19 protein-coding genes and 1 tRNA gene are annotated in these 23,091 nt (G+C 67.7%); 10 read left to right on the top strand and 10 right to left on the bottom strand.

All coding sequences use genetic code 11. From position 1 onward, the window contains the following. A partial coding sequence (locus F3H32_RS10140) for a transposase (protein WP_223191410.1) occupies positions 1-350 on the top strand: 350 nt, incomplete at its 5' end. Here F3H32_RS10140 and F3H32_RS17715 read toward each other — a convergent pair. The 6 genes from F3H32_RS17715 to F3H32_RS10110 all read right to left on the bottom strand — a co-directional run bounded on the left by F3H32_RS17715 (position 347) and on the right by F3H32_RS10110 (position 6,747). Then, positions 347-490 (bottom strand): hypothetical protein, encoded by a 144-nt coding sequence (locus F3H32_RS17715; protein ID WP_188128639.1) that lies wholly within the window; start codon positions 488-490, stop codon positions 347-349. The two genes, F3H32_RS10140 and F3H32_RS17715, sit on opposite strands and share 4 nt — an antisense overlap. A gap of 279 nt (positions 491-769) precedes the next feature. Beyond that, the gene (locus F3H32_RS10135; RefSeq protein ID WP_149765743.1) at positions 770-1,828 is read right to left on the bottom strand and encodes a flagellar motor switch protein FliG; all 1,059 of its coding nucleotides are present in this window, start codon (positions 1,826-1,828) and stop codon (positions 770-772) included. Positions 1,829-1,887: 59 nt separating this feature from the next. Further along, entirely contained in the window at positions 1,888-3,204 is a 1,317-nt protein-coding gene (gene purB / locus F3H32_RS10130; protein WP_149765742.1) for an adenylosuccinate lyase, read from the bottom strand. Positions 3,205-3,303: 99 nt separating this feature from the next. After that, positions 3,304-4,230: a Hint domain-containing protein gene (locus F3H32_RS10125; protein WP_223191409.1), complete on the bottom strand. Its 927-nt coding sequence runs from the start codon at positions 4,228-4,230 to the stop codon at positions 3,304-3,306. Between the two features lie 694 nt (positions 4,231-4,924). After that, positions 4,925-6,331, bottom strand: coding sequence for a type I glutamate--ammonia ligase (glnA, locus tag F3H32_RS10115; RefSeq protein WP_115756994.1), 1,407 nt, complete (start codon positions 6,329-6,331; stop codon positions 4,925-4,927). A gap of 77 nt (positions 6,332-6,408) precedes the next feature. Next, a complete protein-coding gene (locus tag F3H32_RS10110) occupies positions 6,409-6,747 on the bottom strand; it encodes a P-II family nitrogen regulator (RefSeq protein WP_115756996.1) in 339 nt (112 codons plus the stop codon). A gap of 154 nt (positions 6,748-6,901) precedes the next feature. On the opposite strand from F3H32_RS10110, the gene F3H32_RS10105 reads away from it, so the two are divergent. The 5 genes from F3H32_RS10105 to F3H32_RS10085 all read left to right on the top strand — a co-directional run bounded on the left by F3H32_RS10105 (position 6,902) and on the right by F3H32_RS10085 (position 12,290). Beyond that, complete coding sequence (locus F3H32_RS10105; RefSeq protein WP_223191408.1) at positions 6,902-8,620, top strand: NAD(P)H-hydrate epimerase; 1,719 nt, start codon at positions 6,902-6,904, stop codon at positions 8,618-8,620. A gap of 48 nt (positions 8,621-8,668) precedes the next feature. Further along, positions 8,669-8,753, top strand: a tRNA-Leu gene (locus tag F3H32_RS10100). 171 nt (positions 8,754-8,924) lie between these two features. After that, positions 8,925-9,113 carry a hypothetical protein gene (locus tag F3H32_RS10095; RefSeq protein ID WP_149765741.1) on the top strand — a complete coding sequence of 63 codons (189 nt, stop codon included), beginning with the start codon at positions 8,925-8,927 and terminating at the stop codon, positions 9,111-9,113. Between the two features lie 344 nt (positions 9,114-9,457). Beyond that, the gene (locus tag F3H32_RS10090; protein WP_223191407.1) at positions 9,458-9,907 is read left to right on the top strand and encodes a hypothetical protein; all 450 of its coding nucleotides are present in this window, start codon (positions 9,458-9,460) and stop codon (positions 9,905-9,907) included. A gap of 70 nt (positions 9,908-9,977) precedes the next feature. After that, positions 9,978-12,290, top strand: a complete 2,313-nt coding sequence (locus F3H32_RS10085; protein WP_149765740.1) for a Tex family protein — start codon at positions 9,978-9,980, stop codon at positions 12,288-12,290. A 71-nt stretch (positions 12,291-12,361) separates the two neighbouring features. Here the strand turns inward: F3H32_RS10085 and pdxY are convergent, their stop codons facing one another. From pdxY to F3H32_RS10065, 4 genes are all read right to left on the bottom strand, one after another. Beyond that, on the bottom strand, positions 12,362-13,198 hold the full coding sequence (pdxY, locus tag F3H32_RS10080) for a pyridoxal kinase (protein ID WP_149765739.1): 837 nt from the start codon (positions 13,196-13,198) through the stop codon (positions 12,362-12,364). Then, entirely contained in the window at positions 13,195-13,947 is a 753-nt protein-coding gene (locus F3H32_RS10075; RefSeq protein WP_149765738.1) for an MOSC domain-containing protein, read from the bottom strand. The genes pdxY and F3H32_RS10075 overlap by 4 nt, the downstream gene beginning before the upstream one ends. A gap of 67 nt (positions 13,948-14,014) precedes the next feature. Further along, a complete protein-coding gene (locus F3H32_RS10070) occupies positions 14,015-14,530 on the bottom strand; it encodes a hypothetical protein (RefSeq protein ID WP_223191406.1) in 516 nt (171 codons plus the stop codon). Next, complete coding sequence (locus F3H32_RS10065; protein ID WP_149765737.1) at positions 14,527-15,231, bottom strand: helix-turn-helix transcriptional regulator; 705 nt, start codon at positions 15,229-15,231, stop codon at positions 14,527-14,529. The genes F3H32_RS10070 and F3H32_RS10065 overlap by 4 nt, the downstream gene beginning before the upstream one ends. 609 nt (positions 15,232-15,840) lie before the next feature. Here F3H32_RS10065 and F3H32_RS10060 point away from each other — a divergent pair. The 4 genes from F3H32_RS10060 (at position 15,841) to F3H32_RS10045 (ending at position 23,053) form a co-directional block, all read left to right on the top strand. After that, complete coding sequence (locus F3H32_RS10060; RefSeq protein ID WP_149765736.1) at positions 15,841-17,646, top strand: hypothetical protein; 1,806 nt, start codon at positions 15,841-15,843, stop codon at positions 17,644-17,646. Positions 17,647-17,754: 108 nt separating this feature from the next. Continuing rightward, complete coding sequence (locus F3H32_RS10055) at positions 17,755-19,791, top strand: hypothetical protein (protein WP_149765735.1); 2,037 nt, start codon at positions 17,755-17,757, stop codon at positions 19,789-19,791. Further along, positions 19,788-21,725 (top strand): type I secretion system permease/ATPase, encoded by a 1,938-nt coding sequence (locus tag F3H32_RS10050; RefSeq protein ID WP_223191405.1) that lies wholly within the window; start codon positions 19,788-19,790, stop codon positions 21,723-21,725. The genes F3H32_RS10055 and F3H32_RS10050 overlap by 4 nt, the downstream gene beginning before the upstream one ends. After that, the gene (locus F3H32_RS10045; RefSeq protein WP_149765734.1) at positions 21,722-23,053 is read left to right on the top strand and encodes an HlyD family type I secretion periplasmic adaptor subunit; all 1,332 of its coding nucleotides are present in this window, start codon (positions 21,722-21,724) and stop codon (positions 23,051-23,053) included. Before F3H32_RS10050 ends, F3H32_RS10045 begins: the two co-directional genes overlap by 4 nt. The last annotated feature ends 38 nt before the right edge of the window (positions 23,054-23,091 follow it).

Genomic DNA, 23,091 nt, shown 5'->3' with positions numbered 1-23,091 from the left:
TCTCTGCCGGGCAGGCGTCCGACAAGGCGGCGGTCGAGGAGCTTCTGGCGACGCATCCTCGACCCGGCGATGTGGTGGCCGATCGCGGCTACGATGCCCGCGCCGTGCTCGACCTGATCGCGGCGCGCGGCGGACGCGGCCATATCCCGACCCAACGCGACCGCAAGGTGCAGCGGCAGGTCGATCCGGTCCTCTACCGCCAGCGCAACCTCGTGGAGAGGTTCTTCTCCAAGCTCAAGCAGTTCCGAAAGATCGCCACCCGATACGAGAAGACGGCGGAAAACTACCTCGCCGCCGTCCTCATGGCATGCTCAAGGCTGTGGATGAGGAATTATGAGTCCGCAGCCTAGTGCCAGAAGCTGAGATATTCGATCATGCTGGCCAATTCCTTGCCCAAAAGCACCGGCAGGCCCCAATGCAGCACCAGCGCATCGGCGGCGAACAGCCCCAGGATCAGAAGGCCCAGCACCAGCGCGATCTGATTTGTCATGTTCCGCCCCTGCTTGCGCCCTTGCGGCCGGTCCCGGCCGCCGTCCCCTGCTAGGGCAGAGCCGGGAACGAGGCAAGCCTTCACCGCCGCCTTGGCGCTTGCAGGATCTGGCGCGGGAGCTGGGTGATCATGCGCGGGCGCCGCACCGTCCGACAAGGGATCGCGGCCGCCTTGGCGACAGGACCCCGGTGCCGGAACGCGGCGCGCCGGTGGGTCGTGCCGCAACAGGATGGGACAGGTCGGGGATCGCCGGCCAGCGGTCTTGCCGAGAAGCCCCCGTCAGCCGGGTGGGGCTTCCCCGTCTTCCTGCGCCTCTTCCTCGGGTTCCTGGGCAATCAGGAACAGATCCCCCGCCGCCTCCATGCGGCGGATGGTGATCACCACCTGGTCCATCGCCTCCTCTGCGTCTCGGGCCGAGACCTTGCCAAGCGCCTCCATCTCTTCGCGCATCGATTCGGCCAGGCGGGAGGAGATGCCGCCCAGCAGGAACTCGGCCGTTTCGCGCGCCGCGCCCCGCGCGCCCGTCAGCGCCTTGAGCAGGACGGGATTGTCTACCTCGCGCATGAGGCGCGAAATGTCGCGCCGGTCGATCCGGCGCGGGATATGGGCCCAGGTGAAGATGGTCTTGCGCACCTCGCCGGCGAAGGCGGCATCGTCGTCTTCCAGGCCGGCCAGCACCCCGTCGCGCATGCTGGACGGCGAAAAGTTCAGGATGGCGCCGACCTTTTCGCCCGCCTTGCCCTCTAGTGCCGGCTGGGGCACGGCGTCGGCCGCCTGGATCAGCGCCCGGCCGATGCGTTGCAGGGCCGCAGGCGCAATGCCGCCGGTCAGCGACATGGCATAGGCGATCTGGCGCGCGCGTTCCTGGTCCAGCAGGCCGAACACTTCGGCCGCGCGCGGCACTGGCAGCTTGGAAAACATCACCGCCGCGATTTCGACCGCTTCGGTGCGGGCCAGTTCGGCCAGCAGGGCGGGCGTCATAGCGGCAATCCGGTCCCAGGGATCGCCCGCGCCGTTCAGCGCCGCCAGCCGGCGCAGCTGATCGGTGGTGTCGGGCGACAGATGCCCGTCCAGCAGATCCAGCGTGCCGTCGATATCGCCGGGAAAGGACAGGCCCACGCCTTCCAGCCGGTCGCAGAACTCGGCCACGATGGCATTGCGGGTGTCGCGGTCGATCATCCCCATCAGCGCCATTTCCTGCGCCAGGTCGGTCTGCAATTCCGGCGGAAGCCGGGCAAGGTCGATGTCCCCGCCTTCGGCCAGCACCAGCCGCACGATCACCGCAGCCTTTTGCCGCGGGCTGAGCCCCGCCGTCGTTTCAAGCGCCGGCACACCCATGGATTGCCCCCGATTCCAATTTCTCAGGGGCAATCTGGCAGCAAAAAGCGAACAGGCGGTTAATGCGCGCCGCTTTCACCGAAAACGCGGGCGAAAATCGTGTCGACATGCTTGGTGTGATAGCCCAGGTCGAATTTCTCCTCGATCTCGGCGGGGGACAGCGCCGCCGTCACCTCGGCATCGGCCAGCAGTTCGGTCTTGAAATCGGCGCCCTGTTCCCAGACCTTCATCGCATTGCGCTGGACCAGGCGATAGGCATCCTCGCGGCTGACGCCGGCCTGGGTCAGGGCCAGCAGCACGCGCTGCGACATGACCAGGCCATTGAACTTGTTCATGTTCTTCAGCATGTTTTCGGGATAGACCACCAGCTTGTCGATGACACCGGCCAGGCGGTTCAGGGCGAAGTCCAGGGTAATCGTCGCATCCGGCGCGATGCCGCGCTCGACCGAGGAATGGCTGATGTCGCGTTCGTGCCACAGCGCCACGTTCTCCATCGCCGGGACCACGGCCATGCGCACCAGACGGGCCAGGCCGGTCAGGTTCTCGGTCAGGACCGGGTTCCTTTTATGCGGCATGGCCGAGCTGCCCTTTTGGCCGGGGCTGAAATATTCCTCGGCCTCCAGCACCTCGGTGCGCTGCATGTGGCGGATCTCGGTGGCGACGTTCTCGATGCTGGAGGCAATCACGCCCAGCGTGGCGAAGAACATCGCGTGGCGGTCGCGCGGGATGACCTGGGTGCTGATCGGCTCGGGGCGCAGGCCCATTTTCGCGCAGACATGGTCTTCGACCGCGGGGTCGATATTGGCGAAGGTGCCGACCGCGCCGGAAATGGCCCCGGTCGCCACTTCGTCGCGGGCGCGTTCCAGCCGGGCCTTGCCCCGCGCCATTTCGGCGTAAAAGCGGGCAAAGGTCAGGCCCATGGTCGTGGGCTCGGCATGGATGCCGTGGCTGCGGCCGATGCGGACGGTATCCTTGTGCTCATAGGCGCGGCGCTTCAGCGCGGCCAGCACGCGGTCCATGTCGGCCAGCAGGATGTCGGCGGCGCGCACCAGTTGCACGTTCAGCGTGGTGTCCAGCACGTCCGAGCTGGTCATGCCCTGGTGGACAAAGCGCGCCTGATCGCTGCCGATATGTTCGGCCAGATGGGTCAGGAAGGCGATGACGTCATGCTTGGTCACGGCCTCGATCTCGTCGATGCGGGCGACGTCGAATTCGACGTCCTTCGCGCGCCAGACGGCTTCGGCATTCTCGCGCGGGATCACGCCCAGATCGGCCTGGGCGTCGCAGGCATGCGCCTCGATCTCGTACCAGATGCGGAACTTGGTCTCGGGCGACCAGATGGCGGTCATTTCGGGGCGGGCATAGCGCGGGATCATGGGACCTCCTGGGGGTTTGCCGGGGTTTTAGCGGCAAGGCTCCGGACCCGCAACTGCGGCGGCAGGGGCCGTGACGGCCCCTGCCAGGCTGTTGCCGCGTCAGGCCAGGACCAGCGGCCGGCCGTTCTTGGCGTGGCGATTGGCCAGTTTGCGCGCCTTGCGCCCCGAAACCAGCATCCGCGCCCCTTCTGGAACATGGGTGCGCTCGGTCAGTTCGGGAAAGATGGCCAGGATTTCCTCGACCGCCTTGGGGGGCAGGGCGGCAAGGGCCTGCGGACCCAGATACAGCGATTCGGTCGCGGTGCCATTGGCCCAGACCACCTCGTGCCGGTCAAACAGGATATGGACATACTCCACCTCGGGCAGGTCCGTAGCCAGATCGACGCCGTCGATCTGCAAAAGCTGCTTGGCGGCGGCCAGGATTTCGTTGGTGCCGAACATCCGCAGCGCCGCGCGCGAACGCAGCAGGATCCGGTGCTGCGGCGAGACGACCAGATCCGCCAAGGGCACGTTCGGCCCCAACGCACCGGCCTTGATTCGGATGGGCGTCAGCCGCGCCTCATGCGCGGCCAGCCGTTCCGCGGAAAAGCGGCGGCGGCCGATCCAGCGGACCGGCTGCGGGCCGTGATCGGCCGTCAGCACCAGGTCGCCGACCGACAGGCTTTCGACCGGAACCGGGCCATGGGGCGTGTCGATCAGGGTGCCGGCGGTGAAGCAGGGGAAGATGTCGCCATCGTCAAGGGCCAGCGTACCGGCGGGATTGTAGGCGACGTTGACCACCAGCGTGTCGAGCAGGCCCTGCACCGCAGACAGGACCGAGCCGCTCAGATGGTCGCCAAGCTCCGAGATGTTCACATTCGCCAGGTTAAGCGGTAGCCCCAGCAGGGTGCCGGTGATACTGACGCTGATATGGTCCTTGTCCAGGGGCTGGTCGGTAAGGAAATAAGTGTCTTCGCCATCGACGACGAAAGAGCCGCCGATCGGGTTCAACTGCACCGTCAGCTTGGCGAGCCCCAGAACGTTCACCCCGACCGCCGCCGAAGACAGCGTGCCGGTGCCGGCAAAGGTGCCGTCCGACAGCAGCGGCTTGCCGTCGCCGTCTACCAGCGAAACCTCCTCCCCTAGGGATAGTGTGTTATCTGGGGGGGGGGGGGGGGGGGGGGGGGGGGGGGGGGGGGGGGGGGGGGGGGGGGGGGGGGGGGGGGGGGGGGGGGGGGGGGGGGGGGGGGGGGGGGGCGAGCCGCCGAGGTCGTACTGAGCGAACGGCGTAGAGCCGCTGAGTTCATTCAGCAGCAGGTTGTTCCCCAGACCCAGGACCGGGGTCTCGGCCTCCAGGTCGATAGTCGCGTCGGGTATCTTAGTGAAATAAGGCATTATAACATCCTGTAGCAGGCAGGGCTGCGCCCATGCCGTAGGCTGGAAACCAGGCATCCGCCGACCCCAGAAGACGGATGCCCGCACGTTTTGCGACCAGAACGCCATACGTCTGGCGCCAGGGCACTATAGCCGGTTTTGCGCCCCGAGTTCCACCCATTTTGCAGACAAATTGACCTATTGAGAACTATCCGGCGGAGCATCCCAAAGCACGGGCTGGTTCCGGGATGTGGACTCGGCGGCCCCTGCCTGCCGGCCGCGCGGCACCGGTCCGCCGGTATCCCGGTTCGGGAAATGAAAAAGCCGCCCCGAAAGGCGGCTTTCCCGTGGGTTCCGGCGCTGCGGTTCAGCAGCTATAATACATAGCATATTCAATGGGATGGGGGGTATGCTCATAGGCATAGACCTCTTCCCATTTCAGCTTGATATAGCCCTCGACCTGGTCGCGGGTGAAGACGTCGCCGGCCAGCAGAAAGTCCATGTCCTTTTCCAGCTCTTCCAGCGCCTCGCGCAGGCTGCCGCAGACGGTCGGGATCTCGGCCAGTTCCTCGGGCGGCAGGTCATACAGATCCTTGTCCGAGGCCGGGCCGGGGTCGATCTTGTTCTTGATCCCGTCAAGCCCGGCCATCAACAGCGCCGCAAAGGCCAGATAGGGGTTGGCGGCCGGGTCGGGGAAACGCGCCTCGACCCGCTTGGCTTTCGGCGATTCGGTCCACGGAATGCGCACGCAGCCCGAACGGTTGCGGGCCGAATAGGCGCGCAGCACCGGCGCCTCGAAGCCGGGGATCAGCCGCTTGTAGCTGTTGGTGGACGGGTTGGTCAGCGCATTGAGCGCCTTGGCATGCTTGAGGATGCCGCCGATGAACCACAGCGCCTCTTGGCTTAGATCGGCATATTTGTCACCCGAGAACAGGGGCTTGCCATCTTTCCAGATCGACATGTTCACATGCATGCCCGAACCGTTGTCGCCCTTCATCGGCTTGGGCATGAAGGTCGCGGTCTTGCCATAGGCGGCGGCCACGTTGTGGATGACGTATTTGTATTTCTGGATGTTGTCGGCCTGTTCGACCAGCCCGCCGAAGATCATGCCAAGCTCGTGCTGGGCGGTGGCGACCTCGTGGTGGTGCTTGTCGACCTTGATGCCCATGCGCTTCATCGTGGACAGCATCTCGCCGCGGATGTCCTGGGCGGCGTCGACCGGGTTCACCGGGAAATAGCCGCCCTTGTGGGCCGCGCGATGGGCCTGGTTGCCGACTTCATAGACCGTGTCGGTGTTCCAGGCGGCATCGACCGAATCAAGCTCGAATGCGACCTTTTGCGGCGTCACCGAATAGCGCACGTCGTCGAACAGGAAGAACTCGGCCTCGGGGCCGAAATAGGCGGTGTCGCCGATGCCGCTGGATTTCAGATAGGCTTCCGCCTTCAGCGCGGTGCCGCGGGGATCGCGGGCATAGGGTTCGCCCGTGTCCGGCTCGACCACGTTGCAATGCACGCACAGGGTCTTTTCGGCATAGAACGGGTCGATATAGGCCGAGGATGCGTCCGGCATCAGCTTCATGTCGGACTGGTCGATCGACTTCCAGCCGGCGATCGAAGAGCCGTCGAACATGAAGCCTTCCTCGAAAAAGTCCTCGTCCACCAGATCGACGACCAGCGTCACATGCTGCAACTTGCCCTTGGGATCGGTGAAGCGGACATCGACATATTCGACCTCTTCCGCCGCCATCAGATCCAGAACGTCCTTGACTGTCATTTGGAACCTTTCTTCATCGGTTTGCCCGGCGCTGCGGCCAGGCAAGATATATCCTGTCGGCTTTGCCGGGCCGCGGGTCAGAGGGCGTCGTCGCCGGTTTCGCCGGTGCGGATGCGGATCGCCTGCTCGACCGGCAGGATGAAGATCTTGCCGTCGCCGATCTTTTCGGTGCGGGCGGCCGAGATGATGGCGTCCACGGCCGCCTCGACCATGTCGTCGGCCAGCACCAGTTCGATCTTAACCTTGGGCAGGAAATCCACCACGTATTCGGCGCCGCGATAAAGCTCGGTATGGCCCTTTTGCCGGCCGAAGCCCTTGACCTCTGTGACCGAAAGGCCCTGGACGCCGACTTCCTGAAGGGCCTCTTTCACATCGTCCAGCTTGAAGGGCTTGATGATGGCTTCGACTTTCTTCATCGCCTGATCCTTCTTTCGCGACTTGCCTGGGACCTGATTGGCCGGTTTGATGATGCGGGTAAATGGGGCAGGGGCAGGATGGCCGGGGCCATCGCCTCTGCCGGGGCGATATGCATATAATTCATGCAGCCCGATCATAAATTAGGCAATCATCATGCTGCACGGTGCCGAGATCCTGACGACCGCGGAAATGCGCGCCATCGAATCCGCCGCCATGGCCAGCGGTCAGGTGACAGGACAGGAACTGATGGAGCGGGCGGGCCGCGCCGTCGCCGGCCAGATCCGCCTGCGCTGGCCCAAGCCGGGCCGGGCAACGGTGCTGTGCGGTCCGGGCAACAATGGCGGCGACGGCTATGTGGTGGCGCGGTATCTGCACCAGGCGGGCTGGCGGGTGCGGGTGCTGGGGCTCGACAACGCCCCCGGCCCGGACGCGGCGCGGATGAAGGCCGAATGGCTGGCGCTTGGGCCGATCCTGCCCCTGACCAGGGACGCGCTGCGCGCCGGTCCCGATGCCGATGTCTATGTGGACGCAATCTTCGGCACCGGCCTGACCCGCCCGCCCCAGGGCGAGATCGCCGCGATCCTGGCCTATCTGGGCGGCTCGGGCGGGGACTGGGCATTCTTCCGCGAAAGGCTGGTGGCTGTGGACTGTCCCAGCGGGCTATGCTTGGACAGCGGCGCCTTTCCCGGCCGTCCGCGCAAGCCCGGCAGCCATGACCCGCGCGCCCGCCTGACCATCGCTTTTGACAGTCCCAAGCCGGGGCACCTGCTGGAGCGCGGGCCGGAATGCTGCGGCGAACTGGTCATCGCCGATATCGGCTTGGCGGCGTGGCGGGTCCGCAACCGCAATGCCGACGGGACCCTGTCGCGGGGCATCCGCTATCCCGCCGTCGAAGCCATCTGGCCCGACTTTGCCATTCCCGATTCCCGCCGCAATCCGGCCCGCGCAAGATCCGAGGCATCGTGGCTGCGCAAGGAACAGGCCGGCGGCGGCCACAAGTTCAGCCACGGCCACGCGCTGATCGTCGCCGGGGGGCTGGCCCGCGGCGGGGCGGCGCGCTTGTCGGCCCGCGCCGCCTTGCGCATCGGCGCCGGGCTGGTGACGCTTGCGCCGCCATCCGGCGCCTTGCCGGACCATGCCGGCCCGCCCGACGCGCTGATGCGTCAAGGCGTGGACGATGCGGCCGGGCTGCGGGACATGCTGGCGGACCGTCGGATCAACGCGCTTTGCATCGGTCCCGGCTGCGGGGTCGAGCGCGCGGCGGCGCTGCTGCCCGCGATCCTGGGCGCGGGGCGGGCGACGGTGCTGGATGCCGATGCGCTGACCGCCCTGTCGCGCGATCCCGGCCTGATGGCGCTGTTGCACCGGGACTGCGTGCTGACCCCGCATGCGGGCGAGTTCGGGCGCGTCTTTCCCGATCTGGCCGCGCGCCTTGACCATCCGCGCCCGCCCGCCGCCGAGGCCGCCGAGCCGGGCCAGTGGGCGCGCCACCAGGCCCGGCAGGCCGCCTATCGCGAGGCGCTGGATGCCATGCGCGGGCCGCTTTATTCGCGCCTGGACGCTGCCCGCGACGCGGCGGCGCGCTGCGGTGCTGTGGTGCTGCTGAAGGGGCCGGACACGGTGATCGCCGCCCCCGACGGGCGGGCGCGCCTCCATTCCGCCTTTGACGTGCCCTGGCTGGGGACGGCGGGCGCGGGCGACGTGCTGGCGGGGATCATCACCGGGCTTCTGGCCCGCGGCCTGCCGGCGCTGGATGCGGCGGCGACGTCTGCCCGGCTTCACGCCGCGGCGGCGCGCGCTTTCGGCCCCGGCCTGATCGCCGACGACCTGCCCGAGGCGCTGCCTGCCCTGCTGCGCGGGCTGGGCGGTTGAAATTACCCCTCGCATGTGCGCCATGGCTTTGCTAGACAGCGCGCCATTGCGGGTGTGGCGAAATTGGCAGACGCACCAGATTTAGGTTCTGGCGCCGAAAGGCGTGGGGGTTCAAGTCCCTCCACCCGCACCAATCGGTAAATGCTCCGTTCAAAAAAGCCGCGCCGCGTTTGCGGCCTTTGCGAAGCGGACGGCCCCGCCGGCCCAGACAAGCCTGCGACCTGATGCGGTTTTGATCCCTGTCAAAGCGCCCTGCCGCGGGATATGCCCCAAGATGGACGGGTAATTGGTCTGGGGGATTGAAATGACCCGTCTTTTCATCATGCTGCTGTCCATCAGCCTGACGACGCTCGCCGGGATCGGCGTCACCATCGTTCTGGCCATGGGCTTTTACGATACGCGCGCCATTCTGCTGGCGGCCGCGGCGGGCGCAATCATCGCGCTGCCGATCACCTGGTATGTCGCCCGAACGCTCAAAGACGGCATGGACTAGCGAAAGCGCGACCGGCGCGTCCACCGGGCGTCGCGTCGGCGGCCGGCCCGCCGTGGCCGCGTGCCACCTTGCCCCGCGTCATAGCGGGCGGGGCGTCCTGTCCTGCACCGTCAGGGATTCGAAAATCGCCTGCAACCTGCGAGTGTTCGCCGGGATAACGATTTGCTGCGGAAAAATCACATCCAACCAATGGCTTGAAATAAAACCATCCGATTCTGTTAACCTGTCTCAAAGGGCAACTAGCCAGAACCGAACGGTTCGTTTTAATTGTATCCCATTGTGTAGTCTCTATTATTGGTTGGTGAGTGATGCTGGTAAATGGCAAGATCACGCATGCCGCAGGCATGCAATATCCCCAAGGCAATAACGGCGCTCTGGCTTTCCTGCCCCTGGCGGGGATCGAGGCTGGCGGTGCCGTCCGTGCTTTTTCGGGGACCATCGCGGAATGGTGCGAACAGGGCTTCTCGATCTGCGAAAGCTACCTGATCGAGGCGCAGAGCCTGTTCATCCAGGGCGATCTTTCCGGCTTTGTGGCCATGGCAGAAGCGCAGTTCGATGCCGATCTTTCCGATGCGGTGCTGCGTCATGCCGACGCGCTGCTCAAGGGGGTGGCGTTCCAGCGCCGCGCCGGGCGCCTGCTGCTGGTCGAGACCGGCGAGTCGCCCCTGGGCCTGAACTGGGTCGCCATCGCCAACCTGTGGTGCGCGATGGAGACGACCAAGGGCGACATGCGCATGCCGCGCCTGGATCCGCAGTTCGACAAACGCATGCGGGCGGCGATGCGGCTGTCCTGAGCGGCCGGCGCATCGCCAAGCTTGGATCGGCGGCCGGTTTTGTCTAAGACGGCGTTCCAGTCAGCAAAGGATGCCGCCCGTGGACGCAACCGACCGCATCGCCCGCACCATCGCCGCCGAGATCGGCGCCAGCCCCGCCCAGGTGGCCGCGGCGACGGCGTTGCTGGACGGGGGCGCGACAGTGCCCTTTGTCGCGCGCTATCGCAAAGAGGTGACCGGCGGGCTGGACGACACCCAGTTGCGCAGGCTGGCCGAACGCCTGGCCTATCTGCGCGAGCTTGAATCGCGGCGGGCGGCGATCCTGGAATCCGTCAAGGGGCAGGGCAAGCTGACCGAGGATCTGGGCCGCGCCATCGCCGGCGCGGAAACCAAGGCCACGCTGGAAGACATCTACCTGCCCTTCAAGCCCAAGCGCCGCACCAAGGCGATGATCGCGCGCGAAAACGGGCTGGAGCCGCTGTTGCGCGCGATCCAGGAGAACCGCGCCGCCGAGCCCGAGGCGCTGGCGGCGGGCTATGTCTCGGAAGCGGTGCCGGAGGTGAAATCGGCGCTGGACGGGGCGCGCGACATCCTGGTCGAGGAACTGTCCGAGAATGCGGCGCTTTTGGGTCGGCTGCGCGAATTCATGCAGGCCGAGGCGATCATTTCCGCCAAGGTGGTGCCGGGCAAGGAACAGGTCGGCGCCAAGTTCAGCGATTATTTCGACCAGTCCGAGAAATGGGCGGCGATCCCGGCGCATCGGGCGCTGGCGGTCCTGCGCGGCGCCAAGGAAGAGGTGCTGACCATCGAGATCGCCCCCGAGCCGGAAACCGGCGCGGCGCGGGCCGAGGGCATCGTCGCCTCGGCCCTGGGACGGCTGGGCGACGGCCCCGGCGACCGCTGGCTGCGCAAGGTGGCCGGCTGGTGCTGGCGGGTGCGGCTGTCCAATACCATGTATATCGACCTGCTGACCGAGCTGCGCACCCGCGCCCATGCCGAGGCGATCCGGGTCTTTGCCCGCAACCTGCGCGACCTGCTGCTGGCCTCGCCCGCCGGGCCGCGCCCGACCATCGGCCTGGACCCCGGCATCCGCACCGGGGTCAAGTTGGCCGCGGTGGACGGCACCGGCAAGCTGGTCGAGACGGCGACGCTTTACCCGTTCCCGCCGAAAACCGACCTGCGCGGGGCCGAGGCCGCGCTGGCCGCCGCCATCACCCGCCACAAGATCGAACTGATCGCCATCGGCAACGGCACCGCCAGCCGCGAGACCGAGCGTTTCGTGGCCGAGGTGCTGAAGCGCCTACCCCAGGGGGTGAAGCAGCCGGTGAAGGTGATCGTCAGCGAGGCCGGCGCCTCGGTCTATTCGGCATCCGAACTGGCGGCCAAGGAGTTTCCGGGCCTCGACGTGTCCTTGCGCGGCGCGGTCTCGATCGCCCGGCGCTTGCAGGATCCGCTGGCGGAACTGGTCAAGGTGCCGCCCGAATCCATCGGCGTCGGCCAGTATCAGCATGACGTGGACCAGCGGCAATTGGCCAAGACGCTGGAGGCGGTGGTCGAGGATGCGGTGAACGCGGTGGGGGTGGACCTGAACACCGCCTCGGCGCCGCTTTTGGCGCATGTCGCCGGGCTGGGGCCGTCGCTGGCGCAAAGCATCGTCGCGCATCGCGACGCCGCGGGCGCCTTTCGTTCGCGCGCGGGTTTGAAGAAGGTGACGGGCCTCGGCCCGCGCGCCTTCGAGCAATGCGCGGGCTTTTTGCGCATCCGCGAGGGCGAGGAGCCGCTGGATGCCTCGGCCGTCCACCCCGAGGCTTACGGCGTCGCCCGCCGCATCGTCGCCGCCTGCGGCCGCGACATCCGCCAGATCATGGGCCAGGGCGCGGCGCTGAAGGGGCTGCGCGCCGAACAATTCGTGGACGCGCATTTCGGCCTGCCGACGGTGCGCGACATCCTGGCCGAACTGGAAAAGCCCGGCCGCGACCCGCGCCCCAGCTTCGTCACCGCAAGCTTTGCCGAAGGCATCGAGTCGATCGGCGACCTGCACCCCGGCATGGCGCTGGAGGGCACGGTGACCAATGTCGCGGCCTTCGGCGCCTTCGTCGATATCGGCGTACACCAGGACGGGCTGGTGCATATCAGCCAGCTTGCCGACCGTTTCGTCAAGGATCCGAACGAGGTGGTCAAGGTCGGCGACGTGGTCAAGGTGCGCGTGACCGAGGTGGACGTGGCCCGCAAGCGCATCGGCCTGACCATGCGCAAGGATGGCGGCGCCACGGCCCGCGATGCGCAGAAAGAGCGTGGCCCCAAGCCCCAGCCGGCGCGAGGCCCGAAATCCGCCGCGCCCGCCGGCAAGGAACAGCCGGGGGCCCTGGGCGCGGCGCTGCTGAACGCGCTGCGCCGGGAATAGGGGGCTTTGCCCCCGCCGCGCCTGCGGCGCGACTCCCCCAGGATATTTATCCCACGAAAGAAGCAGGCCGTTCAGGGGCAGAGCAACGCGCGGCGGAATTCCGGGTCCGACAGCACCACCTCTTTGGTGCCCAATTCCGCGGCCCTGGCAAGGGCGCGGGCGGTCTGGGCCTGGGCGAATTCGACCGCCGGACCGAGGCTGCGCCCGGTTCCCAGCCCCGCGATCACCAGCCCGGCGAACAGGTCGCCGGTCCCGGCCAGGGCGACGGGCAGATGCGGCGTCGGGTGGCGGGTCATGCCTTGGGGACCCAGGATGACGCTTTCCAGCATCCCCGGCGCGGTTTCGCGCAGCTTGCAGCCGGTGACGATCAATTGCGCCTGGGGCGCCATGCGCAGGGCCGCCGCGGCGCGATGGATATCGGCCAGCTTGGCGACGGGCTGGCCCGTCAACCAGGCGACCTCGAACGGGTTGGGCGAGGCGATGTCGGCCATGGGCAGCAGCCGGTCGCGAAAGGTCTCGGCGATTTCCCTGGGCACGTAAAGACCAGGCTGTTCGTCGCCCAGCACCGGGTCGCAATAATAGCGCAGCCGCGGGTTCGCCGCCTTGGCGCGGGCGACGAAATCGGCGGTCAGCCGCGCCACCTCGGCCGAACCGATATAGCCGGTCAGCAGGAAATCCGCCCGTTCCGGCAGGCCGCGGTCCCAGGCCCCCTGCAACAGATCGGCGAAGAAATCGGCCGGCAGCGCCCGGCCGCGCAGGGTCTGGTAATCGGGCGTGTTGGAAAAGATCACCGTGGGGATCGGCGCCACTTCCAGCCCGGCCGCAAGCATCGGAAAGACCGCCGCCGAATTGCCGACATGGCCCAGCACCACCTGGCTTTGGATCGAGACAACCAGCGGCCGGCTCATGCGCGGCCGTCCAGCCGCTTCGACCAATCCTCGACCTGGCCGCTTTCCAGGCGGCGGATGGCATGGCGCCGCCAGCCCTCGGCCAGGACGTCCAGCGCGGCGATGCCCCGCAGCTCGGCCTGGTTCAGCCGGTCCACATAAAGCGCATGCCAAAGCCGGCGCAGCGTCCAGTCCGGCGCCAGGCGGTCGACGCGTTCCAGCCGGTCGCCGGGCTTGGCGATTCCCGTCTCCAGCACCCGGTAATACCAGCCGGTGCGGCCGCTTTCCTGCACGCGGCGCGCCATGTCCCGGATGCCGAAGCGGTGGTTCAGCTTCCAGCAGGGCTGCCGGCCCTGCGACACCTGCACCAGCGCCCTGCCAAGCCGGAAGATGTCGCCCACCGCGACATCCGCCTCGGTCAGCCCTTGGGTCGAGATATTCTCGCCAAAGGCGCCGGGCGCATCCAGCAGGCCCGCGCCTTCTCCGTTTTGCAAATACCCCACGGGGGTCCGGGGGTGTGAAACCCCCGGTGGTTCCGCCGGGCGCAGCGCCGCCAGTTCCTGGCGCCAGGCCGGGTAATGGTCCAAGGGATAGTGGTGCACGGCCTTTTCCGGCCCGCCATGCGCGCGCCGATCCGCCTGCTCGTCGCCCTCGAACCCCTCCGTGCCAAGGGCCAGCGGCCGCGCCACCTGCCGCTTGTCGATACCGCTTTCGTGGCCGCTTCCGGACAGGGGGGCGACCTTGCCCGTCAACAGGATGATTTCCGCCATGGCTTGCCCCTTGTCGCGCATCGCGGACAGATTAGCCAAAGCCGCGGCGGGCTCAAGACGGTGCCTGTCAGGCCACCGGATAGTGGTATTTCAGCAAGAAGCGCCAGATGTTGCGGTTCAACTGGGAAAGCAGGTCCAGATCGCGGTCCAGCCGCTGCATCTCGTCCTCGCCCAGGGGCTGCTTGCGTCCCATGTGGATGCGGTCGCGCCGGTCGGCGATCCGCATCAGGATGGTCGAGACCGAGCCGTCCTCCTGAAAGGACCAGATGCTGTGATTATAGCGGTGCCGGACCGCGGAAAGCTTGGTGAAACGCCCGGTCAGGTCCAGCAGCTCCTGCTGCTCGGGCCCGGCCCCCAGGCGCAGCTTCGCCAGGCGTTCGACCATCTCGATCCGGCCGCGGGTCGAGGACACCGACAGGAACACCACTACCGCGGCGGCCTTGTCCATGCCCGTCAACCCGGCCAGCAGGTGGATCAGCAGGCTTTCCGTATTGCTCCAGGCATAGTTCAGCCGCCCGACCCGCAGCAGCATCGCGTCCAGGCCAGGCTCGGCCGGTGCGGCAGAGGCGGGCGGCGCGGTCACGGCCGCAGGGCGCGATAGCGCATCGCCGCATCGGTGCGGTTATGGGCGCCCAGACGCTGGCTGGCATTGCGAAGATGCAGCTTGACCGTATGCACCGACAGCCCCAGCATCAGGGCGATACGCTTGTTCGACTGGCCGTCGGCGACCAGGCGCAGCACGTCGTGCTGGCGCTGGGTCAGGCCGGTTTCGTCCCCGGCCGCGCCGGGTGGTGTCGCGGCCGGGGCGGTGGCCATGATCTCGGGCGGAATGTAATTGCCGCCATGCGCCACCAGCTTGACCACCGACAGCCAGACGTCCAGCCTGACATTCAGCGGGAAAAGACTGATCATGCGCTGCCGCAGCCCCTCGTCCTCGTAGCAGGCGCGGGCAAAGGCGCTGCTGCAAAAAGCCACGGCCAGCGCCATGTCGGGCAGCCCCAGCAGGCAGGCGCGGTCCTGGGGGGCCAGGCCGCGCATGGTCGGTTCGTCCAGGACCAGCAGGGACGGCCATTCGCCGGTCGTTTCGGTCAGGCCGCGGACATCGCCAAGCGATGACGCCGCGCCGACGGTGATATGCCCCAGTTCCTGGCTGGTCGCAGAAATCAGGCTTTGCGAAAAGTTGCACTGCGTGCCGACGAACAGCACCTCGGCCGTGGCCCGCGCGGGCCGGTTGGACAAGGCGCGAATATCACTCGATACGCCATCGCAAGAGATCAGGTTCATGTCGTTTCTACCTTCTTGCGTATGGATTTTCCCACACCGCGGCCGGGGCCGCCGCCATCCACCCTATCAAGTTTTCGGCATCCCATAAAGCCGAGATGGACTGATTAGTTCACGAATCACCATGGTTTGGTTGTAAAGTTGCGCGGCCTGCTATCCAGGGTGGTGCAGGCCCCGGCTCGGCCCGCAATTGAGCGACCGCTTGGCAAACGGGCCGGCGCACCCTGCCGGAAAGGATTAATCCCTCCGGGCAGGAAAGCCGGGGAACGCGGCTTAACGGCTATGAACCTGTGCCGCCGGCGGGATGGCCGGCCTAGCCTTTTCGGGCAGCTAGGCCGAATCGCCGGGCGCGGCGTAGCCTTTCGAAGGTCGGCCGCGGGCGATTTCCCGGCCGGCCCGGCGGGAGCCGCGCGAGGTGGTGCGCAGCCGTCCCGGATCAGCAGCAAGACGAGGACGGTCGTGCCGTCGCGACGGTGAGCCTTGGCTCGGCGACCGGAACCGGCTTGCCTTTCATCCACCACAACCAGGCGGGCATGCGCGCTTGAGAATGATTGCGGCCGCAGACCACCCGCCCTTTGACAAGAGGTAACGACCATGTCCGGTAGCCGTAACATGAATCTTTTTGCCTGGCCCATCGACAGCCAGGATCAGGACCAGGACCAGGGACAGGATCAAGACCAGGGCCAAGGCCAGGGACAGGGCCAAGGCCAGTTGAACTTGCAGGACCAGGACCAGGATCAAGGTCAGGGCCAGGACCAAGGTCAGGACCAGGGCCAAGGCCAGGACCAGGCGCAAAGCCAGAGCAATTCCAACGACAACGCCAATTCCAACGCGAATGCCAACAGCAGCACCTCGGAAACCCATGCCTATAATGCTGCGGGCAATGCGGCCGGGAACCTGGCGGGCAATGCCGCGGCGAACGCCGCCGGCAACGAGGCCTCGAACGCCGCCGACAATGCCGCCGGCAACGCGGCAGCCAATGACGCGGCCAACGAGGCCTACAACAAGGCCGTGAACGCCGCCTATAACGACACCGATGTCCAGACCAACGTCTCGACCAATGTCAGCGTCGGCCTGGACCTGGACGGCTGGGAGCCCAGCGACAACGACTATGCCGATATCGACCTGGACAATGCCGATGGCACCATGGGCGATTTCCTGGTCAACCGGGACGGCAATATCAGCATCGGCACCGATGACATCAATATCAGCAATGTGCTGAACGATGCGCTGGGCGGTGGCGGAAACGATGTCGGCATGATCATCCCGCAATCCGCGACGATGAACGATCAGGACGATCTGAGCGATCCGACCGTCAGCAACAATGCCGATTTCAATCAGAACGGCAGCGTTTCGGCCGGGTCGGCGACCGCGGGCCGCGGCATTGACGCCGGCGGCGCCGGCGGCAGCGGCGGCACTGGCGGCAGCGCCGATGGCGGCGTGGGCGACAGCAATGCCGATGGCGGCACGGCCCTGGCGGCCGGCAGCCATGCCGGCGGCGGCGCCGGCGGTGCTGCGGGCGCGATCGGCGGCGATGGCGCGGGCGGCGACGCGCTGGGCATCGGCCTTGGCGCCGGGCATGGCGGCTCGGCCGATGGCGGCGATGCGGCCGGGCTTGGCGCAGGCATCGGTGCGGGGCTTAGCGGCCCGGCCAATGGCGGCGATGCCGGGGCGGGCAGCCTGGCTGCGGGCCTTGGTGCCGGCGCAGGCGGCGACGGCGGCGCTGGCGGTGCCGGGGGCGCGGGCAGCGGCAGCGGCGCGGCCGATGGCGGGCCGGCCGGGGCGCTTGGCCTGGGGCTGGTCGGCCTGGGGCTCAACAATGACAGCGGCAATGGCGGCATGACCGGCGACGGCGGTGCTGGCGGCGCGGGCGCGGCCGGCGGCGACGGCGGCATGGGCGCCGGGATCGGCGCGGCATTGTCTGCGGCTGCGGCCATGGCCGGCGACGCGACCTCGGGCGATGCCGGGGGCGCGGGCCTGGGCGCCGTCTGGTCCGCGGCCGGTGCTGGCGGCCGTGCCGATGGCATGGGCGAAGGCTATGGCGACGCGCTTGGCGGCAATGGCATCGGCGGCGCCGCGAACGGCACCGCCGGCGGCTATGGCGGCGCGGCCGGCGCGACCGGCGGCCATGCCGTGGGCGGCGACGGCATGAACACCAACAGCGGCAATGGCGGCGATGGTGGCCAGGTGATGTCCGGTGACGGCGGCTATGCCCATGCCGGCACCTGGGGGTCGAACAACGGCGATGACGGCTTCATCACCGGCTATTCGACGGCCTCGGCCGACGCGCTGCTGGAAACCTCGGCCTTCAACCAAAGCATCATCATGGGTGCGAACGTGCTGGGCAACACCGTCGACATGACCGTGGTCGGCGGCGATCTTAGCTCGACTTCGGTCGGCGACGACGACCTGGCCTGACGGGCCGCATGGCAAAAGACCTGCGCGGGGCAGCCCGCGCAGGTTCGCTTTTAATGATTTTTCGGGACTCCCCGCCGAATTTTTGCCTGGTCGGGAAAGGGGGCAGCCATGTTGACGATAGACGCCGCAGAAGAGGCGATCTGGCATTTCGTCGGCGTCTTTCATATGGCCCAGGAATGCGGCCGGATGCGGATCGACTACGACCGGCTGGTGCCGCGCAGCGCCGATCCCGACCTGGGTCCCATCCAGACGCTCGACCTGGCGGCATGGCATCCCTATCGCCCGCTCGATCACCTGCCCGAGATACGCCATGCCCCGCCCGCCTGGCCGGCCGAGGGGCTTGCGGCCGATCCCAGGCCGCCGGCGATGACGTCGCCGTCACAGGCCCCGCAGGGCGCGTCCGCGCCAGGCACCGTGTACGAGCCGGCATTGCCCGCGCACCCGGCCTGGACGGCCCTGCCGCCGGGCGCGTTCCCGCCCCCGCCGCCCGATTGGATCCTGCCGGTGCCGGGTTCGGTGGCGGTGATTGCCGTTCAAAAGACCCGGCTGGCCGACGACGACCAGCTTGACCCGCAGGCGATGCGCGGCGGGCTGGCCGATGCGGCCCAGATCGCGTCCCGGCTGGAGGCCATGGCGGCGCAGGCCGAAGGGCTGGGCATCGCGCTGCCGATTGCCATGCCGGCGGACGAGCCGGCCTTTCGGCTGATCGCCGAAGCCTTCCGCCAGGCCGAATTGCCGGCGCAGGGTCCCGGCACCGGCCCGGCGGAGATCCACGGCCGGCAGGGCGCGGACGTCCAGGGGAATTATCTGGACGGGGTCAAGGTCGATGCCCGCCCCGACATGGACGCGCTGATGCCGGCCTATCGCCAGGAGGCCGCGCGCCTGGCCGAGCAGCAGGCCGGGCAACAGGCCGCAGCCCCCCGGCAGGACGGGCCCAGTTCGGCCAACCCGACCACCGCGCCGGCCACCCCCGACGGGGGCCAGGGCCATGACCTGATCCTGGGCAACAACACGCTGGTCAATGAGGTGGTGATCAACTCTGCCGTGCTTAGCGCGCCGGTCGTGGTGGTGGCGGGGGGTGTCTACAGCTACAGCATCGTCAGCCAGGTCAACCTGTGGAGCGATGCCGACACGCTTTTCGGCGCGGGCATGGCCGCGGGCCAGCCCCAGGACGCCCCGACCCAAGGGGTCAACTATGCCAGCCATGCGTCCTTCTCGAATCCAATGCCGCTGCCCGAGGGCGGGGACGGGGCGGCGCCGCAATACTGGCTGACCGCGACGCTGGAGGGCAGCCTGGTCGGGATGAACTGGATCGACCAGTACAATCTGATGTCGGATGGGGACATCGCCTCGATCACGCTCCAGGCCGGCAAGACCTTGCTGCTGATGGGCGAGAACGGCGCGCTGAACCAGGTGTCGCTGGCCGAACTGGGGATGCATTACGATCTTGTCATCGTCGACGGCCAGATCATCAACCTGAATGCGGTGCTGCAAACCAATGTGCTGCTGGATGACGACCGCATCATGGTCGATGGCGCGCCGGGCGGGGCGATCGGGTCGGGCGACAACCTGCTGATCAACGATGCGACCATCCTTCAGTCCGGCCAATCCGGCATCGTGGCAACCAGCGCCGCCCAGGACGCGATGCTGGCCGCCGCGGCCGCGGGCAAGGTGGCCTTGCCGGATTCGGTCCTGAACGATCCCGCTTTCCAGGGGCTGGACGTGGTGCGGGTGCTGCATATCCAGGGCGACCTGGTTTCGGTCAATATCGTGCGCCAGACGAATGTCCTGGGCGATGCCGACCAGATCGAGCTTTACCGCGACGATCTTGTGCTGGCGGGGGGCGAGGTCAGGCTGGTCACCGGATCGAACCTGCTGGTCAATGCCGCGACCATCGCCGAATTCGGCGTCGATGCCACCATCCATTCCGGCGGCGAGGTCTATTCGGACGCGCTGCTGCACCAGGCCGAACTGGTCCTGCCGGGCGATCCGCTGTTGCCGGGCCCGCCCGGCGGGCTGGCGACCGAGGCGGTGCTTTTCCTGGCCGACGGCATGCTGGGCGATGACGGGCCCCAGGGCGAGTTCGTGCCGATCGGCACGCATGCCGAACTGTCCGTCGATGCCATGGAAACGGTGCTTGCATGACGACCCAGGACAAGACCGGCGGGCGGCTGCTGCTTGAGCCGGAAATGAACGTGGACTGGCAGGCGGGCGCCCGCCGCGCGCCGGCCGCCAAACCCACCGGCACCGGCCCGACCATCGAGGCGCAGGCCGGGCGCATCCCGGCCGCGCCCGCAGCCGGCGCGCATGACGGCAAGGGGACCGGCTTTCACAAGCGCGTGTCCGAACCCGACATCGCCGGCGCGCTGGGGGCCACGATCCGCAGGATCTGGGCCAATATCCTGGGCGTGCTGCTGTTCAGCGGCGTGACCAATCTTCTGGTCCTGGCGATCCCGATCTACCTGTTCCAGATTTCCGACCGGGTGCTGACCAGCCGCTCGGTCGATACGCTGGTCATGCTGACGGTGGTGATCGTGGGCGCCGTGCTGTTGCAGGTGGTCTTCGACGCCATCCGCCGCGGCATGCTGCTGCGCAGTTCGGTCGATATCTCGGCCAGGCTGGGCGCACCCATCCTGGCGGCGGCGGCGCGTGCCTCGCTGCAAAGCAACGGCAAGGAATACCAGACGCTGGGCGACTTGCAGCAGGTGCGCAGCTTCCTGGTGTCGGGAACGCTGCTGTCCTTTCTGGACCTGCCCTTTGCGCCGCTGTTCATCCTGGCGATCTTTCTGGTGCATCCGCATCTGGGCATGATCGTGCTGACCACGGCCGGGATGCTGGTGGCCATCGCGCTGATGAACCAGCGCGCCACGGCGAAATCCTTTGCCGAGGCGAACCGGCACCTGAGCCGCGCGAACCTGCACCTGGATTCGATGATGCGCAATTCGCAGATCATCAATGCGCTGGCGATGATCCCCGAGGCGGTGAACATCTGGGGCCGCGACGCCGCCGGCTCGATGGCGGCGCAGGTGCGCGCGCAGGACCGCAACATCCTGTTCGCCGGCGCATCCCGCGCCGTGCGGCTGCTGACCCAGGTCGGGCTTTTGGGCTGGGGCGCCCATCTGGCGCTGCGCGGCGAGATCACCGGAGGCATGGTCATCGCCGCCTCGATCATCGCCGGGCGCGCCCTGGCCCCGATCGAGGGCGCCATCGAGGGCTGGAACAGCGTGCTTCTGTCGCGCGCCGCCTATGGGCGCATCGCGTCGCTGCTGAAATCCTCGCCCTTGAACCAGCAGCGGCTGAAACTGCCCCATCCCCAGGGGCGGCTGGATGTCGAGCGGCTGCTTTACGTGCCCGGCGGCACCAAGCGAGTGGTGCTGAACGCGATCACCTTTTCGCTCAATCCCGGCGCGTCATTGGCCATCGTCGGCAAGTCCGGGGCCGGCAAGACCACGCTGGGCAAGATGCTGGTCGGCTCGATCCTGCCCACATCGGGCAGCGTGCGGCTGGACCTGATGGACCTGCGCAACTGGGACCAGCGCCAACTGGGCCAGTGCATCGGCTACCTGCCGCAGGATGTGCAGCTGTTTCCGGGCAGCATCAAGGACAATATCGCCCGGATGCGCCCCGATGCCGGCGACCAGGAAATCTATCAGGCCGCGGTGCTGGCCGATGTCCATGACATGATCGCCAAGCTGCCCGAAGGCTATGAGACCATCGTGGCCGCCGACGGATCGCCCCTGTCGGGCGGGCAAAAGCAGCGCATCGGCCTGGCGCGGGCCTTTTTCGGCAGCCCCCGCCTGGTGGTCCTGGACGAGCCGAATTCGAATCTGGACACCGCCGGGGACCGGGCGCTGTCGCGGGCGATGGCCCTGGCCAAAAAGGACGGGATCACGATGATCGTGGTGACGCAGAAATACCAGCTTTTGCAGGATGTGGACAACATCATGCTGCTGGCCGACGGGCAGATCGCGGCCTTTGGCGCGCGCGCGCAGATGTTGCAGCGCCTGGCGGCGGGCAAGCAGGCGGGCGGCGGGTCCGGCCCGGCCGATCCGCGCACGGCCCCGGCGGCGCGGCCATGACCGGCAGCGTCGATCCCGACGGGCTTTACGACCGGGTGCCGCGCTCGGTCACGGCGCATCTGGTGGCGGGGCTTGCGCTGCTGGTGGTGTCGCTGGGCGGCTTCGGCACCTGGGCGTTGCGCGCGCCGCTGGCGGCCGCGGTCATGGCGCCGGGCAGTTTCGTCGCCACCGGGCGCAACAAGATCGTCCAGCACCTGGAAGGCGGCATCATCCGCGAGATCCTGGTGGCCGAGGGCGATGCGGTCAGCGCCGGCCAGGCGCTGGTGCGGCTGGATCGCACCGCCTCGATCGCCAACCGGCGCGAGCTGGAGCTGCGCCGCGCCCGGCTGGAAGCGATCAGCGCCCGGCTGCGGGCCGAATATGTCGCCGCCGATGCGCTGGCCTTCGGCGACTTCCTGCAAACCCGGCGCGAGGATGCCAGCTTTGCCGCCATCATGGCCGAGCAGCAGGCGGCCTTTCGCGCCGCCCGTGCCCGGCTGAAGGGCGAAATCACCCTGCTGGAAAGCAACATCGCCGCCAGCCGGTCCCGCATCCAGGGCTATGAGGGGCAGCTTGCCGCCATCGTGACCCAGCTTGCCCTGCTGCGCGAAGACCATGACGCGCGCGATCTGCTGCTGGGGCGCGGACTGGTGCGGCGCAGCGAGGTCAATGCCCTGGCGCGCGCCATCGCCGATGCCGAGGGCGAGGCCGGCCGCATGCGCTCGCTCATCGCCGAGACGCAAGAGGCGGTGCGCAAGGCCGAAAGCGAGATCGAGCAGGCGCTGACCCAGCACAAGCAGACGGCGCTGGACGAAAGCCAGGGCATCGAGGCCGAGCTGGACAGCGTCCGCGAACAGTCGCTCAAGGCCCAGGACGTGCTGGAACGATCCCAGATCGTCTCGCCCGTCTCGGGGACCATCGTGCGCATGCATTACCACACCCCCGGCGGGGTGATCGAGGCGGGCAAGCCGATCCTGGAAATCCTGCCCCTGGACGCGCCGCTGATCATCGAGACCTATATCTCGCGCACCGATATCGACGAGATCGAGATCGGCCAGAAGGCGGCGGTGCGCATGACCTCGCTGAACCAGCGCACCACGCCGGTGCTTCAGGGCCATCTGGTCTATGTCTCGGCCGATGCGCTGACCACCGAAACCGACGGCATCGCGCGCGAGGTCTATGTGGTGCGCATCGACCTGCCGCCTTCGGAACTGGAGCGGGTGCGGGGCTTTCGCCCCACGCCGGGCATGCCGGCCGAGGTGATGATCGAGACCTCGGCCCGGACTTTCGCGCAATACCTGATCAAGCCGATCGAGGACAGCCTGTCGCGGGCCTTTCGCGAAAACTGAGGCGCGGCGCCCCTGGCACCCGCCCGCGCCGGGAACCT

This window comes from Paracoccus thiocyanatus (assembly GCF_900156255.1).
In the GTDB taxonomy this organism is placed as follows: domain Bacteria; phylum Pseudomonadota; class Alphaproteobacteria; order Rhodobacterales; family Rhodobacteraceae; genus Paracoccus; species Paracoccus thiocyanatus.
Note: the sequence above shows the minus strand (reverse complement) of the source record. Positions and strands in the feature narration are given on the sequence as shown.